The following is a 16,809-nucleotide window of genomic DNA, read 5'->3' on the forward strand; positions in this document are numbered from 1 at the left end:
ACAATGAAAAGAAATATTACAAGCTTATTTTTTTGCTTGTCTATGGGCGCTGCACTTGCGCAAACTACAGGAAGCAAACAGTCCACGCTTCCCAATATCATTCCTCCATCTGCGGAGTCTTATAAATTGGGAGCCTTTGGAAATCTTCCGGTAAGCCTATTTACAGGGAATGCCAATGTAGATATACCTGTAACATCTTTTGATACCGAAAATATTAATATGCCGATCAGGCTCAATTATTTTTCCAATGGAATTAAAGTAGATGATATGAACGGCTCTACGGGATTGGGGTGGAATCTTATTTCAGGAGGTGTGGTAACAAGGGTAATAAGGGATCTTCCTGATGAAGACAATCAGTCCAATATAAATATTCCGACCAACATCGGTGATCTGGGCGCTAATACTACAGTAGCCATGCAGTTTTTCCAGGATGCCTCCTTCGATGATATAGATACAGAACAGGATTTATATATGGCTAGTTTTGGAGGGATGCAGATCAAATTCGTATTTGATAAAAAAGGAATCCCAATTGTTTATTCCCAAAAAGATGTGGTCATTGAGGGAAGCAGTGGAGGAAATTCTTTTACCATAACGGTAGATAATGGAACCAAATACTATTTTACAGATAAGGAAAGTACTTCCAATCGTACTGCCGGAGCTGGACATTCCCTTATATCCATTTCTACTACAGCGTGGTATCTGACAAAAATTGAGGATGTAACCAGTGGAGAAATGGTATTTATTGAAAATGTGGATGGTGGGTATACCGCAACGATGAGCCAATCCCAAACTTTATCTTATACATCACCTAACGCAGGTCCTATGACGTCTAGTTGTGGAAACCCTGCATTTATCCGCTATCCGCAGGTCAGTGAACTGATCAGTCATAATCAGACCGTTACTGGAAAACAGATCAAACGAATTTATAGTAATAATCCTTCCTATGGCGAAATTATTTTTGATTATCTGCAATCGGGAGGAAGTGGAGATTATAAAAGACTGCAAAAAGTTACTAAAAAGGTTAATGGCAATATCATCAATGATGTTACCCTTAATTACAATCTAACGGCCAACAACAGGTTATTTCTTACTTCCGTTGTGGATAGTGTTTTAAACACGACCTATGGATTTCAGTATAATTTACCTGATGTATTTCCTCAAAGACTTTCTTTTAGCAGAGATAGCTGGGGTTACTATAACGGGATGACCGACAATACCAACCTGGTTCCTTCCATTCCTGAAGTAGCCCTATGGAGTTCTTACGACAGATCAGCACAGCAGGTTAGTCCACAGCATACGGCTATTGGAATACTTCAAAAGATTATTTATCCTACTAAGGGGTCTACTGAGTTTTTCTATGAAAATCACACTGCAATTGAGAAAAATGTAATGCTCAGTCCATCTGAGAGAACCGGAACTCAGATCAAAGCCACGGCAGATGATGGTAATGGTCATGTTGAAAATACAGTAGCTTTTACTCCGCTCCGAACAGAAGACATTACTTTGGGAGGAAGTGCCCAGTTTAACAATGCTTGTGACCCTGCCGAGCAGGTTACCGGGAAACACAGGGCAATTGTTTCATTGTTAAAGTCTAATGGTCAGGCTGTCCCATTATATTTTAAAAGTTCTACCGGGGTTGTTACCAGTGCAGGTAATTCGGTTACTTTTCCTACCAATAATGGAGCAGGTCTTTTTGCCCATGTTCAGAAAGATGAGCCTTTAACCCTTAAGCTTTGGACGCTATTTGTCTGTACCCGTTCTACCGCATCAGCAAGTTATACCACTAAAGAGGCTGTTTACGGAGATAAAGAAGGACCAATTGGTGGTCTGCGAATTGCCAAAATTGTAGATGCTACAGAAAATGGGGTGGCAACCACAAGAAAGTTTGTTTACCGTGATTTAAACGAACAAAATACTGAAGCCGTTGTATTGAGAACCCCTGCATTTGAGGAACAGCTTCTCTTTACAAGAACTTGCAGTACAAATAACCCTAACCTTCCAAGTGGGTCAGTCCCTACAGGGGTAGAAAGATTTCCTTATACGATGGTAACTTCTACTAATATCAATCAGCTGTTTGCTACTCATCCCAATGTATTTTATAAAACGGTTCAGGAAATTGTAGAAGGTAAATCAAACATTATCCATAAATATTCTACCAGTTCAGATGATTTTGGTAAAGTAATTCATGGAGACAATATCCGTAATTCTGTATGGACCAACTTTGGCTGGAATAACGGGCGAGAAATTTTGACTCAATACCTTGATGCGGGTAATAATATGGTGCGTACTGTGGAAATGAACTATGAAGAAGACAACAGCCGAAAATATCAGGTAGATGGTTTTTCGATCAGAAAAAATTATGATAATCCTGTTACTAAGAATGAGACAAAACTTTGTACAGCTGAGGATGTAGTAAAAACCATTTCATACAACTATTGTACTGCGAGTCATTCTCACAAATATGATGCAGTAGATGGTTATAAAAACTGTCAGGCAGCAGGTGCTCAAAATACGACTCAAACGTATAATGATATTTGTTTTGGTAAGCCTGTAGGTCTAATTACCTATGAGGATAAACTGGATAATCTTGATATTATGCAGTACAAGAATATTTCTCATTTTGAGTATCTGAAATCCCAAAAAACAACAGATTATTTAAATGGAAATGCGATGAAAACGGAAACCCAGTATTTCTATAATAATCCTAAACATACTCAGATAACAGGACAGAAAACCATATTTCCGGATCTCTCCACAACAGAAAAAACGTATCAATATGCCCATGAGAAAAACAATCAGTTGATGATTGATAAAAATATGGTGGGTATTGCGTTGGAAACAAAGGAACAACAAACGGTAGATAATATTACCAAAGTGACCTCTCGTGAAGAAACGATTTATCCAACCGCTCTCCCTCACGCGATTACCGGAAATTTAGTGCTTCCATTGTCTGAATATTCTTATGATACTCTGAATCCTGCCATTTCCTCAAAGGAGGTTACCTATGAAAAGTATGATGAGAACGGAAATATTTTACAATACAGAGAAAAAGACGGGACACCAGTAAGTATTGTCTGGGGGTATAACAAAACCAGACCAATTGCAAAAATTGTAGGAGCCACTTACAACCTGGTCGAAGGTCTGATTACTAATATCGTAGCCAAGTCCAATGAAGATGCCGCTGATCCCACCAAGGAAGCCGAGCTTTTATCAGCCCTTGATGTCTTCCAACCCGTGGGAATGACAACCAAATATACCTATGATCCTCTGGTTGGGGTAACTACCATTACGCCTCCTTCAGGAAAAAGGGAACTCTATGTATATGACACTGCTAACCGATTGAAACAGGTTCAGGTAAGAGAAAGAGATAATGCGGGAACATACAGTTTTAAGGTGGTTAAAGAATTCAAGTATAACTATAAGCAGTAAAACACCAATGAAAAAAATTAAAATTTTAGGTCTGCTGTTTACAGCGATGACGACCTATGCACAAAGTACAACAGAAAATTATATACAATCCAAAACCTGTCTAAGCGGTGACTGTACTAAGAAGACAGAGACCGTTACCTATTTCGATGGACTGGGAAGACCCAAGCAAATTGTCAGTGTAAAAGCGACCACAACAGGAAAAGATCTTGTTACTCCTATCACTTATGATGCCTTTGGAAGACAGGCTAAGGAAATTCTTCCTGTTCCCGCCAATACCCTCAATTCAGCTATCCATACCGGAATTGTAAATGAAAGTACAGCTAACTCTTATTATGGAGCAGCTAATGCCTACACAGAAAAGGAAATTGAAAATTCACCCTTAGACAGGATAAAGCAAGTGGCTCAGCCGGGTGATCCCTGGAAGATGAGCAGCGGACACACCCAAAAATTTAAATATGAGGTAAACCTTGGGACAGAGGTTAAGAAATTTATTACCAATACAACTACCAATACGGTAGGAACGGATAATAAAACCATTTCTTCGGTTTCCATAGCATCAGGAAGTGGCTTTTATGATGCAGGGATACTATACAAAAATACGGTTACCGATGAAGACGGAACTCCGGTTATTCAATTTCAAAATGGGCGCGGTGAGACGGTACTGGTACGCAGAACAGACGGAGCACAGAATATTGATACCTATTATGTCTACAACGAATACGGCCAAAAGGCATTTGTAATTCCGGCTCTGGCAGTAAAGAAGATTGAGCAGAATAATAACGTTGTTACTACAGATATTTTGAACACCTATTGCTACCAGTACCGATATGATGGACTAGACAGGCAGGTGGAAAAAAGACTTTCTGGAAGGGATGATTGGGAATCTGTGGTGTATGATGCTGCAGACCGTCCGGTGCTTACCCAGGATGTGAACCTGAAAAATAAGGGACAGTGGTTGTTGACCAAATACGATGCTTTTGGTCGTGTTGCTTACACAGGGCTTATCACCGGAGGAAGCCGGGCAGATCTACAAGGACAGATTAATAATCTTGTTATCAGCGAAACACCTACTGCTGTAGGTTTTAGCAAAAATGGGATTGTAGTTTATTATACCAACACGCTTTTTACTAATTTTCAAACTCTTCTTTCCGTTAATTATTATGACTCTTATCCAAGGGATACTAAAGAGTTCCCTCCGGCGAAAATCCTCGATCAATATGTAGTTAATGAAGATAAGGCTCTCAACGGAGGTGCCAATACCCAAGGTCTGCCCACAGCTTCTTATATAAAGAACATAGAGGATGACAACTGGACGAAAACCTATTTCTATTACAACACCAAAGGTGGAAAGGTAGCTGAAAAAACCTGGAATCATCTAGGCGGATATACCAAAAAAGAATTCAAGCTTGATTTCGCTGGTGCTGTGGATGAAAGTTATACCTATCACAAAAAAGGAAATGCAGATGCGGAAGTGGTTATCAAAGAAAGATTTGTATACGACGACCAGAAAAGGCTGCTTAAGCTCTATCATAAGGTGAACAGTCTAACAGAAGAACTTCTGGTAGAAAACACCTACAATGACCTTGGACAGCTTACTAATAAAAAGATAGGTAATACCACGGGTAGCCCTTTGCAGTCAATAGATCAGACTTACAATATCAGAGGCTGGATTACGAAAGTGAATGATCCCGCCAACTTGAACGGAAAGCTCTTTGCCTACGAGCTTAAATACCACAATCCTGTTTATTCTACAGTTTCTACAGGTAAATACAATGGGAATATTGCAGAAATAGATTGGCAGGCTGCTGATGGAGGAACATTTAGAAGATATAATTACCAGTACGATGGATTAGACCGATTAAAAAATGGGATTTATTCTGAGCCCAATGCAACGGTTCCGCAGAATAATTATTACAACGAAGTGCTGACGTATGACGTAAACGGGAATATCCAGACCCTAAAAAGAAATAGATTACTATCAAATGTGGGAGCGGTGGTGATGGGTGATTTGGGGTATTCTTACACCGGAAATAGACTTACTAAGGTTAATGATACTTCTGGAAACTATGGCGGTTACCCTGACAATTCAGGAAATACAATCTCTTATGATAATAACGGGAATATGATCAGCCATATTGACAGAGGTATGTTGCAGATAGACTACAATTATCTTAATCTTCCCAACTATGTGAAATTTGATCAGAATTACGTGCCTCATGATTTAGAGGTTAATACCTACGTCAATACAAAATATCTGTATAATGCTGCAGGAGAAAAACTAAGGAAAATCTATACATATGGGACAGGTAGAATGAATTTAAAAACTGTTGAAACGACAGATTATCTGGATGGATTTCAATATTTAAATGATGTATTAAGTTTTGTTCCAACTTCAGAAGGGTATTATGATTTCGTTCAAAATAAGTATATTTACCACTATGCAGATCAGGTAGGAAACATCAGATTAGCGTATTATAAAGATGCTTCCGGTAACCTGAAAATAGACAGAACCACTCATTATTATCCTTTTGGACTAGAGTTTGGAGGAGAGTTGAGTACTGCTGTTTCAATAACACCAAACTATAAATATTCTAGCCAGGGACAGGAAAAACAAACTGAAACAGGATGGAGTTCTTTTAAATGGAGGAACTATGATGCTGCGATGGGGAGGTTCTTTAATGTTGACCCACTAAGTGAAAAATACAATACTTGGTCAACCTATGCTTTCAGTGGAAATAGAGTAGTTGATGCAAGAGAGTTGGAGGGATTGGAACCTCACGTGTTATTTAATACCAGAGAAAATGCTGCAGCAAATTTTGGACAACAATATAATGGAAAGTCAATATTAAATAAACGTGAAATAGGAGCAGTGATTTACTTTAAATATGTGGATGGTAAAAAGTATTATGCTTATAATAATCCTACAACAGGTGAAGCTCATGGTATTCCACAAGGTCTAAATATGAAACTACCAAAAGGTGCAGCTGCTTCCGCTTATATTCATGCCCATGGTAATGAAGACAAAGAGTATGATGATGAAAATTTTTCAGGAGATGCAAGTGGTGGTGGAGATAAAGGGGTTGCAAACAATCTTGGATTAGATGCTTTTCTTGTAACTCCTGGAGGCCAATTAAAATATTATGATTTAAGTTCTGATACAGAAAAAACATTAAGAACAAATATGCCAAGTGATGCTACTTCACCAGAAAGAAAGAATAGAATTAATCCTATAGAAAACCCTAGACCTTCTTTAGGAGACTATAGGGCTAAACCTAAACCTTTTCCTAAATTGGATCCTATTTCTGATTATCTTCCCAAACCTGTTTTAGATGATGGTTTAAAATCAATAGAAGCTATGAGGCAAAATCGAGAACAGACACCATCGATAGATCGAAAACAATTACCACGTCACCAATAAATAATTTAAAATGAAATATTATAGTTTTATATTGCTATTTTCCCTTGCTTGTTGTGAGCAACGAATATCTAATAAAAGTGAAAATAACATTACTGATAAAGAGATTGCAATTTCTGTAGCTGAAAAAAAATGGAATGAAGTTTATGGAAAATCAGCCATAAATGAACAAAAACCGTTCGTTGCAGAAAGGAAGAATGATAGTATTTGGACTGTGCATGGGAGTTTTCCTAAACCACCAGTAATAGGAGGTGTTGCTTATGCAGAAGTAAATGTAAAAACTAAAGAAGTGATTAAATATACCCATGGAGAGTAAAAATAGTCCCAAACAAAAAGAGGTTTGAAAGCGTAATTGCATTGGAGCCTGTAGAAAGATATAAATACTTTATAAAAAAAGTAGCTGATTCTGAATTTTTTTATACTCTCACAGATGATAACGGGGATTACGTAGTATCAAAAATTAACGACGAAGAATTATTTCCTTTATGGAGTGCGAAGGAATATGCAGAACTTTGTAAAGTTAGTGGATGGGAAAATTGTCAAGTTAAAAAGCTGGACTTGGATGATCTTGAAGATGAAATTATTGATTTTATTGCTGATCATGGTTATTTAATTAATGTCTTTCCAGTTTTTGATAAAACGGGATTCGTGGTTGATCTAACAGAGTTCTCTAAGGATTTGAGCGAGGAGTTGAAGAATTATGGATAAGTAAGTCATTAATAGTAACTATCTGAAATTTAAACATAATTAAATATCCAGAATTATAGAAATTCTTGAACCCTTACGGTAATAATTAAAGAAAGTGTCTTAAAATGGACACTTTCTTTTTAAGATTATCTCAAAAAAGTACAGTTAACTAAAAAATATGATAAGATACAAAGGAATTGAAATAATCGTAAATGATAGTACTTATGTTGAAACTAAAGAGCTAAATACTTATCTGGATAAAGAAATAAGAGTTGTAATTGGTGAAAATCAACCCGAAAACTACATAGAGGTTATTAAATATATTATAGATTATATTGTAGATAGTAAACCTGCTATTTCTGAAAACCAAAATATCGGCTACTATTCATGGCTTTTACAATTTAGACTGGATGAAGATAATTGCTATGATCTATATGAAGCAAACGCTGACGGCAGCGATTTTAATAAAGGTTGTGATACGGCAATTTCGGTTGTTAGACAGCAAGGAGAAATATGTTGGCAACAAAATCTTATTCCTCTTTTTCCAAACTTCAACCAGTCAGTTGTTATATCAGATGGTGTTTATGAAGGAAAAGATATCGAAGGAATCAGATATGACTCACCTCAAGATGAGAGTGGATGGTACCTTATCACGGATGACTATAATGACGATATTAAGTCATTAAAAATGGTGCATTTTTATCATGTTGCTTTTGCTCGTCCTGATATTTTAAAGTATTTAGCCATACCATTTGGATACAGATTTATCATGAAAGAAGGAAATATTGGAATATATAAGGATGAGGAGGAGTAACTCCCAATTAGAATGATATCATTAAAAGAAAGTTTGTAAATGTTTTGCTTACTTAGGGTATTATTTTTAATACCCTAAATTTTAAATGCCAATACTACTTATAAAATTACAGGAGAAAATATGAACAGCAATTATATTGATAGTGTCTTTCAAATGGTTAGATTCAATGAATTAGAAAACCTAAAGAAAATTGTAAATGAAACGAATGTAAATAGATTCGTGAATGAATATACACAAAACCTTCTTCATGAAGCGGTTGCTTATGATGCATTAGAAATTTTGAATTATCTTTTATCTTGTAATATCAATATTAACAAACAAGATGATGAGGGTAAAACGCCTTTGCACTATAGTGTAGATCATAATAATTATAAGTTTACTAAATTGTTATTAAATGCTAAAGGAATAGAGAAAGATATTAAAGATCAATATGGGAATAATGCAATGTGGGTTGCTGTTTTTAACGCAGATGGTGACTATAATATTGTTAAACTTCTAAAAGAATATGAAATTGATTCAACGTCTAAAAATAACAGTGATAGATCCCCATTAGATCTTGCGAAACAGTTTGATGATGAAGAAATGATTAAAATTCTTACTTCTTAATTATAGATATAAAGAAATTATGAAGCTTTTAATAATGTTTCCCTTTGTTCTGTCATTACTAGCTAATCCAAAAGAAATTGTTTCTGGAAAACTATCTTGCAGAGATTTTAAAAATGGAAAGTTTGTGCTAATAAATAAGAAGACAAATAAAAAGTATCTAATAGAAAAATCCAAAGATTTTCAGAAAGAAGAGGTTTTTGATCTATCTACAAATATAAAGTTACAGAAGGATAGATACTATAAAATATTGTGGAAGAATGATTGTCAATTTACATTACTATTAGATCTTACCAAAAGCCAGCATGACGAAGTTGACAAATATATTAATACTCATGGTGGGTACCTTTGTACAATCAAAAAGATAGAAGGAAAATGTGCTATTATTGAAACTCAATTTGAAGGAGATATTTTTGCTTCTGAAATTTGCAAAATCCGATAAAAGATAAATTTACAAGCGTGTGGCTTATTTAGGGTATTGTTTTTTAATACCCTAAATTTCAAAATCACACTTAAGTTGACTTAAAGTATGGAGGGTACAAAAAAGAAAATAGAGAACATTTTAAGAATGTCAGAAGATGAAAGGTATAACTACTTCATCAGAAAAGTAGCAGATTTTGAAGAACTTTGGGGATTAAATGATGATGGTTGGGCTCTACTTGGAGATAATGATGATAATCGAATATTTCCCGTATGGCCAGAGAAAGAATTTGCTGTACTTTGCGCGGTTGATCAATGGAAAAATTATAAACCTGAGGTTATAACATTAGATAACTTTATTGAAAAATGGATTCCCGGAATGACCAATGACAAGACATTGGTAAATGTTTTTCTTACACCAAATGCGAAAGGAACGGTAACTTCACCAAAAGATCTTCTCGATTATTTACAAGAAGAATTAGAACAGTATGAGTAATGAATCAAAGAGAAATTGAAAACATTTTAAGATTAGAGCCTATTAAAAGATATGAATACTTTATTAAGAAGGCTGCAGACTTTGAACAACTTTGGACAATTATTGATCAGGATGGGGATTATGTTATTTCAGAAATTGATGAATTTAATCTTATATCATTTTGGCCTGCTGAGGAGTTTGTTACATTATATTTGGAAAGAGGTTGGGACGATTGCAAACCTATCAAATTAACTTTAGATGATTTAAAAGAAAATATATTCGATATTATTAATTCTGAAAATTATTTAATTAATGTATTTCCTGTAAATGGGAAATCAGGATTTGTAGTAAATCTCGAAGAATTTAATCGAGATTTACAAGAAGAGCTAGATAAGATAGAATAATCCTGCTGTTGAGCGTCCCGCTCGTATCAAAAATAGAGTAATAACAGCCCTTGCAGAAATACAAGGGTTTGTTTTAATCTATTTGGGTTTTATAATTAAAAAATATATGATAACATACAAAGGAATTCAAATATATATAATAGATAATCTTTATTTGGAAACAAAGGAATTAGATGCTTATATAACTAAAGAAATTAGAGTTGCCATTGTTAATAATGAACCTGAAAAGTATATAGAGGTTATTAAATATATTATAGATTATATCGTAGATAGTAAACCAATTATTTCTGAAAATCAAAATATTGGCTATTATTCGTGGCTTTTGCAATTTAGACTGGATCAAGATAACTGTTATGATCTGTATGAGCCAAATGTAGACGGTAGCGATTTTAATAAAGGCTGTGATACAGCAATTTCGGTTGTTAGGCAGCAAAGCGAAACATGTTGGCAGCAGAATCTTATTCCTCTCTTTCCAAACTTCAATCAATCAGTTGTTATATCAGATGGTGTTTACGAAGGAAAGGATATTGAAGGAATTAGATATGATTCACCTCAAGATGAGAGTGGATGGTACCTTATCACGGATGATTATAATGACGATATTAAGTCATTAAAAATGGTGCATTTTTATCATGTTGCATTTGCTCGGCCTGATATTTTAAAGTACTTAGCAATACCTTCTGGATATAGATTCCTTATGAAAGAGGGAAAGATTGAAATTCGTCAGGATGATGAGGAATAACTGTCAATTTAAAATTGATCACGTTTTACATTTGTTCATTTTACTTAAATAAAACCTGATATTGGAGTATTTTATAAACACAGGCAATTTAATTGATTGTCTGTGTTATTTCTTGGTGCACTGTAATTTTGTTATTGGAATATAATTTTTAAATGGCTGATGTTCTATTAATATCAAAAATGTCAATATCATTTTCCTGAAATATGTCTTCTAGTGCAGAACCCCCATTCTCCATTCTGTAATCAAGTTCTCTATCAGATATTGGGATGCACATAAGCCAATGAACCGTCTTAGTTTCAAGTTCCAATGATTTCAATTTATCTGCCCATAGAAATGGAGATACAAACATAATATGTTTCATCTCCGAAGTTTCATAATACATTTCGATAATCCGCATAAATACTGACCCCGGTTGGCACTCCCAACCATTCTTGGTAATATAAAACCCTGCTGTGGAAAGAATGTTAGATAACAGCTCAAATTCTTTATATCCACCAATAAGAAGTTCAATCGGAATATTTTTAAAGCTGCTGTCCTTCATTTCAATTTTGTTAGGGTAGTCAGAAACACCGATGGTGCCACAAAATTTTATTTTTGAGTAAAGCTGGTCATCACATGTAAGAATATCAATGAAATTTTTATTGAGTTCGTCCCAATGGCGATCAACTATTCTATTAATACCAACAACACTTGTTATATAGTTAACCAATTCTATGTTTTCAGTAGAAGTATGTTTGGACATTAAATTAATTTTTATTAAATATAAGATACTTTGGTTAATGTGCAATATGGGTAACAGATCGAGAAGGAACTTATAATACTTTTGATAGGGAATTCCGTAAAAAAGAGGAGTTTGTTATGGGGTTTTTACGGTGTGTTATTTACTGCATAAGGTATATTTTTGCTCAACTAAAAATCCTTGGAAAATTTTATACTTCAAAAATAGATTTACTGGAATTGATAGTTAGTTTTTCATAACAGAAAAATGGATGTGACTTACCAAATGACTAAAATAAAAGTCATTTGGTTTTTTATTATTACCTTTTGCATTTGGGAAACTTTTTTATTATTGCCAGTTCCAAAGGAGTGATCGTTTCTTGGTTTATGAGTTTCACCAATTATTATAACATTAGAAAATGAATTACGAAGAATATAGTAAGACAAGATTAGACAGGTTAGTTGAATCCCAGAAGAAGTTTAAAGAAATTTATAAAATTGATTCTTATGAAAATTGGTTTTATGACAGTGAATTAGAACTTTTAAGGTTATATAACGATGATAATGATGAGGTGTATTTTAAATATGTTCCTGTCGGAAGCTATTCTTTAAAATCAAAAACCTGGATGTGGAGTTGGTTTAATAGCCATTCCATTGAAAAGAATAAAAATGAACTTCTGATAGTAAAAGAATTTGGCATTGAACATAATTATGAAAAACTTTACAATGGAACTTTCCCAGGTGATGAGTATGATGGGTGGGAATTATCTTCAATTTGTTTTGATTTTCTAAAAGGTGTTGGTGTGTATAAAGTTAATACTGATGATTTAGAAAAATACCTGTTAGTCATCAACGTTCCCGATGAACAATCATCAGAAGTAAAGATGATGAAGCAAAAAAAGGTTGATTGTGATAGTCATGGATATTCAAGACCTGCATTTGTATGTCAGCATTTAAATCTTGAAGTACCAAAAGGTTTTGAAGAAGCCTTTGATACTTATAAGGGGATGGAATTGGAAGAAGATGAAGATTTACAGGCTTGGTGTAGTGAATGTGAAAAAATCAGAGTTGAATCCGATGGTTGGAATGAGGAGTCTGAAAAATTCGCGGGGATAACACTGATATGTGAGAACTGTTATTTTGAATTGAAAGAATTCAATAAAAATATGCAATAGTTGAATAGATTTATCCGCACCAGAAATCAATAATATGACTTGAAGGATTCTACAGCAATGAAAATCAAAAGAAGCTAATTGTCAATGGAACTAATCAGCGTGATTGAATTGAATATAAAGATGAATTCTACTAAAAAACATATGAAAAATCATGATAAAAATTAATCTACTTTTTGTTTTTATAAGTTCAATACTGTTTGGGCAGAATAAATGGAAAGACTCTATCGTATATAGCAGATATCCTGATGGGCAGCAGGCGTATATTGGTGGTAATATCAAACTCTATAAAGATATACATGAACTTATAGGAAAAAAGAAACTTAATCCATGTGATAATAAGAAGGAATTATATATTGCAGAAGTTGTTGTTTACCCTGATAAGACTATAAAGTTATTAAAAAAGTCAAATATAGAAAGTGCCCGGAAAAATAAATGTGCATTTGAATTGAGCCAAGCCGTTTTGGAAGATTTGCAAGGTTGGATTCCTGCAGAACTGGATGAAAAAAAAGTTCCGGTAATTCAAAAGATAATCATGTTTCCTGATAGTTTATTTGAAAACTATAAAGAAGGTTATGATCCAATGAATTACTACGATAGGATAGCAGAATTTCCTGGTGGGAATGCGGTTTTTAAAGAACAGTTCAGCAGAAAGGTAAGTACTAATGGTTTTAAATTTGATCGGTTTGGACGGATATATTTGAAATTTAAAGTGGATAAAAATGGTAAAGCTTTTGATTTTATAGTGAATCCAACATCAGGGAATATCGGTTTTGATAGAATGGTTATTAATGCTGCCAAAAGTATTAAAGGGACTTGGAGGCCGGGCAATATCCATGGAGTTAATGTAGAAACTAAGCTGGAAATTTCACTAACAATTAATGACCATTAAAAACGGCTGTATAAAACTGGTGCCTGGATATTCAATATGAAACAATTACAGTTGTAGCTGCCTTTCAAATAAAAATTAACAAATTAAAGCAAGACTAATGTGTTAATTTATCTTTTTTCTTAATCTAGTGAGTTTGCTTTCGAGTGTAAGCATTTCATGATTTTAATATGCTAAAATAATCATTACACTGTTTTACAAGGCGGCTGTTGTGTCGGGATCTTTTAGATAAATTTTAGGGAGAGATAAGTGACAGGGAGCAATACGAATTGCTGGTAAAAAATCTTGAGAATGAAGACATAGCAAGGCTGAATAAATGGACCGTTATTGGAAAATATAGTATGAAGAATATTTTATCTAAAACAAGTTGGAATATATCATAGACTGGGTTGATGGATGAACGGTTCTGAGCCCGTCAATGTAAATGGTAATTTTGAACTGCGTTATCAGAAAATGAAATCTGTGTTCAGTGTATCATATAGCTTGTGATTTTTTTGATCAGATGAATAAACCAAGACCAAGCCAAGTTTCTAGGTTATTAAAAATTCAAGGAAGTCAACCTGTGCATTTTTGGAAGTCGTTCAGAGTTACCTTTAAAACTTACATTATTAATAAAGTGGAGTGAAATAGTATCTTATTGCTAATTACTAAACTTCTTTTTATATTTGTAATATTAAAACTAAAATCGTTCTTTAAATCTTTTTGTTAGATTTTGTAGATTAAGATATTTATGGAATTGTGGCAAATTCGTGGCTATTGTTGAATCTGAAATTTAAATAGTATTCATTTTCAATAATTTATATAAAATGGTTCGAATCCCTCACTCTCCGCAAACTATTGAATTAAAATAGTAAAAAAGCTGTAAAATATTTTACAGCTTTTTTGTTTTGTGTAAGTACAAAATGTGCTAAATAATCATAATCTTAAAACGATCTGTTTACTATCCGGTAAAAAAATTAACTTGATCATTTTACTTCATTTGAAAGTATCCGAATGATACTAATATCAAAATCCTTAAAGAATCTTAAACTTATAAAAATCTATCAGAACATCGAAATCTATCGATAGGTTATGTTTTGCCTGATGGTAGAAAATCAACAATTTTGCAAAAATTATTATTGACCTGATGTTTACATCAATGAAAGTAAGATTCTAAAAACACATTTGCCTAATTAAAATCTGGTTTATAAATTATTAAGATGATTTATGAAAGGTTGATTAATCTCACGTAAGAGTGAGGATTCACAACCTTTATTACCTCAAATTTTAAATGAGAATATGAGAAAAAAAACACATAAAGCACTGATCTTACCTTGTTGCTTCTTTATCGGTATATTGAATGCGCAAGTAGGAATGGGTACAAGTAACCCACAAGGGATTTTACATGTAGATGGAGCTAAGGATAATTCTGCTTCAGGAGTACCAACGGCAACACAAGTTTCTAATGATGTTATTGTAAATAAAACAACAGGATTCATTGGTGCAGGCGTTCTTAATCCTAAGGTTCAGTTGGATATCAGATCAGCAGGAAGTGAAAATGCTCTTGGTTTAGGGACAACAATGATGTCGGCAGCAACGGCAGGTGCGGGTGCTACACGATATGATATAAACAGTGTACCAGTGGGTGCTAAAATCGAAGTGTCTGATGGCGCAGTATGGCACAAAGCGTATATTGCCCCTCAAAAGGCTGTGATTGTTGTTCGTAAAATTGTAAGTCAGTCTATACCATCTGCTTCTGCAACAACCATTATTAACTGGAATGAGGTACGTGACATGAGCAATAGTTTTGATCCCAGCTCTGGTGAATTTACAGCTCCCAGAGATGGAACTTATACTTTTTTGTTAACATTCAATTTTAACGGAGCTGTTATTAGTGATGGTTCCAGAGTTGAGTCACAATTCTATAATCCCGCTACAGGCACTGTTCTTGCCAGTGTGTATAAAACTTTCGGACAGTCTATGACAGGTACAGCTGATGACGCAAATGCTACACGTTCCACACAGGCTGGAGGATCGAGTACTGTTACCCTTACTCTTACGGCAGGGACTAAAGTAAGTGTAAGACTATATCAAAATCTTACTTCAGGTGCTATTCCGCTTAGAGTTACTACAGATTCTTCGAATCCTGCAAATCCAGATGATGGATTTAACAATTTAACCATAATAGAACATTAAGATATAGACTATGAAAAAGAAGATCAATATAACTTATAAACTATTTGCTTGTATTTTATTTTTTTCTGCAGCTAAAACAATGGCACAAACAGGTTTTTTTACTCCTACGCCGGCACAACCTCTACATATAGATGCAGGAAAAGATAATGGCTCAGCACCTGACGCAGCAAAAATATCTAATGATGTTATTGTTACATCAACTGGTCAGGTTGGCTTTGGACTTTTAAATCCCGTTACTAAAGTTGATCTGAGGTCTTCGTCTGATCAGGGAATTATTGGTTTAGGCAATAATACACAAAGCCCCTCTGCCGCAGGGGGAGGAGCATTACGTTACAATAACGGTGGATTTTTAGAATATTCCGACGGTGAACAATGGATAGCATTGCCACTTACTGCTCCAACAAAAGCATTGGTAAATGCCAGTAAAGGCTCTGCACAAAGTATTCCAAGTGCAGCTTCAACAGTTATTACAGGATGGACAGAAACAGTTGATTTAGGGGCCGGTGCCAGTGGAGATTTTGATCCTTCCACAGGGGTTTTTAAAGCTCCCCGTGATGGTTTTTATCTGGTTTCTTTCAATATTACCCTGGCTAATGGAAATATCCCTAAAAATACATTTGTCGAAACTGCAATAGAAAGCAGTCAAAGTACAGATAATATTCCTGTATTTAAAACTATAAATTCTTATCCTGCTTTTCAGGCTGGTGCAGTAAGTAATTATATAAGTGGTAACTGTAATGCTATCTTCAATCTTAAAAAAGATGATACTATAAAATTCAGCATAAGGCATAATATAGGCAGTGCCCGAAATACTTTGAATGACAGTAAATTAAATAATTTAAGTATAAGTGAATTGTAAACACGTAA

15 protein-coding genes are annotated in these 16,809 nt (G+C 34.5%); 14 read left to right on the forward strand and 1 reads right to left on the reverse strand.

The genetic code is table 11. From position 1 onward, the window contains the following. Positions 1-3: 3 nt before the first annotated feature. From ACTJIP_RS09620 to ACTJIP_RS09665, 10 genes are all read left to right on the forward strand, one after another. Positions 4-3,429, forward strand: a complete 3,426-nt coding sequence (locus ACTJIP_RS09620; protein ID WP_440704493.1) for a hypothetical protein — start codon at positions 4-6, stop codon at positions 3,427-3,429. Positions 3,430-3,436: 7 nt separating this feature from the next. Then, positions 3,437-6,847, forward strand: a complete 3,411-nt coding sequence (locus ACTJIP_RS09625; RefSeq protein ID WP_440704494.1) for a DUF6443 domain-containing protein — start codon at positions 3,437-3,439, stop codon at positions 6,845-6,847. 10 nt (positions 6,848-6,857) lie between these two features. Next, positions 6,858-7,160, forward strand: coding sequence for an NTF2 fold immunity protein (locus tag ACTJIP_RS09630; protein WP_180565661.1), 303 nt, complete (start codon positions 6,858-6,860; stop codon positions 7,158-7,160). A gap of 41 nt (positions 7,161-7,201) precedes the next feature. Further along, positions 7,202-7,552 carry a DUF2750 domain-containing protein gene (locus ACTJIP_RS09635; protein ID WP_232539092.1) on the forward strand — a complete coding sequence of 117 codons (351 nt, stop codon included), beginning with the start codon at positions 7,202-7,204 and terminating at the stop codon, positions 7,550-7,552. A gap of 157 nt (positions 7,553-7,709) precedes the next feature. Continuing rightward, the gene (locus ACTJIP_RS09640) at positions 7,710-8,345 is read left to right on the forward strand and encodes an immunity protein Imm33 domain-containing protein (RefSeq protein WP_180565662.1); all 636 of its coding nucleotides are present in this window, start codon (positions 7,710-7,712) and stop codon (positions 8,343-8,345) included. A 120-nt stretch (positions 8,346-8,465) separates the two neighbouring features. Further along, positions 8,466-8,951, forward strand: a complete 486-nt coding sequence (locus tag ACTJIP_RS09645) for an ankyrin repeat domain-containing protein (protein ID WP_440704495.1) — start codon at positions 8,466-8,468, stop codon at positions 8,949-8,951. 19 nt (positions 8,952-8,970) lie between these two features. Next, positions 8,971-9,390, forward strand: coding sequence for a hypothetical protein (locus ACTJIP_RS09650; RefSeq protein ID WP_180565664.1), 420 nt, complete (start codon positions 8,971-8,973; stop codon positions 9,388-9,390). Between the two features lie 126 nt (positions 9,391-9,516). After that, positions 9,517-9,864 (forward strand): DUF2750 domain-containing protein, encoded by a 348-nt coding sequence (locus ACTJIP_RS09655; RefSeq protein WP_440704496.1) that lies wholly within the window; start codon positions 9,517-9,519, stop codon positions 9,862-9,864. Continuing rightward, on the forward strand, positions 9,864-10,247 hold the full coding sequence (locus ACTJIP_RS09660) for a DUF2750 domain-containing protein (protein ID WP_180565666.1): 384 nt from the start codon (positions 9,864-9,866) through the stop codon (positions 10,245-10,247). Before ACTJIP_RS09655 ends, ACTJIP_RS09660 begins: the two co-directional genes overlap by 1 nt. Before the next feature lie 106 nt (positions 10,248-10,353). After that, positions 10,354-10,989 carry an immunity protein Imm33 domain-containing protein gene (locus tag ACTJIP_RS09665; protein WP_180565667.1) on the forward strand — a complete coding sequence of 212 codons (636 nt, stop codon included), beginning with the start codon at positions 10,354-10,356 and terminating at the stop codon, positions 10,987-10,989. A gap of 148 nt (positions 10,990-11,137) precedes the next feature. Here the strand turns inward: ACTJIP_RS09665 and ACTJIP_RS09670 are convergent, their stop codons facing one another. After that, positions 11,138-11,731, reverse strand: coding sequence for a suppressor of fused domain protein (locus ACTJIP_RS09670; RefSeq protein WP_180565668.1), 594 nt, complete (start codon positions 11,729-11,731; stop codon positions 11,138-11,140). A 394-nt stretch (positions 11,732-12,125) separates the two neighbouring features. Here ACTJIP_RS09670 and ACTJIP_RS09675 point away from each other — a divergent pair, with 394 nt between their 5' ends. The 4 genes from ACTJIP_RS09675 (at position 12,126) to ACTJIP_RS09690 (ending at position 16,801) form a co-directional block, all read left to right on the forward strand. Beyond that, a complete protein-coding gene (locus tag ACTJIP_RS09675; RefSeq protein ID WP_428168147.1) occupies positions 12,126-12,881 on the forward strand; it encodes a DUF6882 domain-containing protein in 756 nt (251 codons plus the stop codon). A gap of 151 nt (positions 12,882-13,032) precedes the next feature. Next, positions 13,033-13,770: an energy transducer TonB gene (locus tag ACTJIP_RS09680; protein ID WP_440704497.1), complete on the forward strand. Its 738-nt coding sequence runs from the start codon at positions 13,033-13,035 to the stop codon at positions 13,768-13,770. Positions 13,771-15,045: 1,275 nt separating this feature from the next. Continuing rightward, positions 15,046-15,942: a hypothetical protein gene (locus ACTJIP_RS09685; protein ID WP_077414607.1), complete on the forward strand. Its 897-nt coding sequence runs from the start codon at positions 15,046-15,048 to the stop codon at positions 15,940-15,942. 10 nt (positions 15,943-15,952) lie between these two features. Continuing rightward, positions 15,953-16,801 (forward strand): hypothetical protein, encoded by an 849-nt coding sequence (locus ACTJIP_RS09690; RefSeq protein WP_077414605.1) that lies wholly within the window; start codon positions 15,953-15,955, stop codon positions 16,799-16,801. The last annotated feature ends 8 nt before the right edge of the window (positions 16,802-16,809 follow it).

Origin of the sequence: Chryseobacterium sp. 22543 (assembly GCF_052044565.1) — a bacterium.
Lineage (GTDB): Bacteria > Bacteroidota > Bacteroidia > Flavobacteriales > Weeksellaceae > Chryseobacterium.

Excerpts from the sequence above, each read along its gene's own strand:
- ACTJIP_RS09620 (WP_440704493.1), top strand. The coding sequence starts at position 4 with ATGAAAAGAAATATTACAAGCTTATTTTTTTGCTTGTCTATGGGCGCT.
- ACTJIP_RS09625 (WP_440704494.1), top strand. The coding sequence starts at position 3,437 with ATGAAAAAAATTAAAATTTTAGGTCTGCTGTTTACAGCGATGACGACC.
- ACTJIP_RS09630 (WP_180565661.1), top strand. The coding sequence starts at position 6,858 with ATGAAATATTATAGTTTTATATTGCTATTTTCCCTTGCTTGTTGTGAG.
- ACTJIP_RS09640 (WP_180565662.1), top strand. The coding sequence starts at position 7,710 with ATGATAAGATACAAAGGAATTGAAATAATCGTAAATGATAGTACTTAT.
- ACTJIP_RS09645 (WP_440704495.1), top strand. The coding sequence starts at position 8,466 with ATGAACAGCAATTATATTGATAGTGTCTTTCAAATGGTTAGATTCAAT.
- ACTJIP_RS09650 (WP_180565664.1), top strand. The coding sequence starts at position 8,971 with ATGAAGCTTTTAATAATGTTTCCCTTTGTTCTGTCATTACTAGCTAAT.
- ACTJIP_RS09655 (WP_440704496.1), top strand. The coding sequence starts at position 9,517 with ATGTCAGAAGATGAAAGGTATAACTACTTCATCAGAAAAGTAGCAGAT.
- ACTJIP_RS09660 (WP_180565666.1), top strand. The coding sequence starts at position 9,864 with ATGAATCAAAGAGAAATTGAAAACATTTTAAGATTAGAGCCTATTAAA.
- ACTJIP_RS09665 (WP_180565667.1), top strand. The coding sequence starts at position 10,354 with ATGATAACATACAAAGGAATTCAAATATATATAATAGATAATCTTTAT.
- ACTJIP_RS09670 (WP_180565668.1), bottom strand. The coding sequence starts at position 11,731 with ATGTCCAAACATACTTCTACTGAAAACATAGAATTGGTTAACTATATA.
- ACTJIP_RS09675 (WP_428168147.1), top strand. The coding sequence starts at position 12,126 with ATGAATTACGAAGAATATAGTAAGACAAGATTAGACAGGTTAGTTGAA.
- ACTJIP_RS09680 (WP_440704497.1), top strand. The coding sequence starts at position 13,033 with ATGATAAAAATTAATCTACTTTTTGTTTTTATAAGTTCAATACTGTTT.
- ACTJIP_RS09685 (WP_077414607.1), top strand. The coding sequence starts at position 15,046 with ATGAGAAAAAAAACACATAAAGCACTGATCTTACCTTGTTGCTTCTTT.
- ACTJIP_RS09690 (WP_077414605.1), top strand. The coding sequence starts at position 15,953 with ATGAAAAAGAAGATCAATATAACTTATAAACTATTTGCTTGTATTTTA.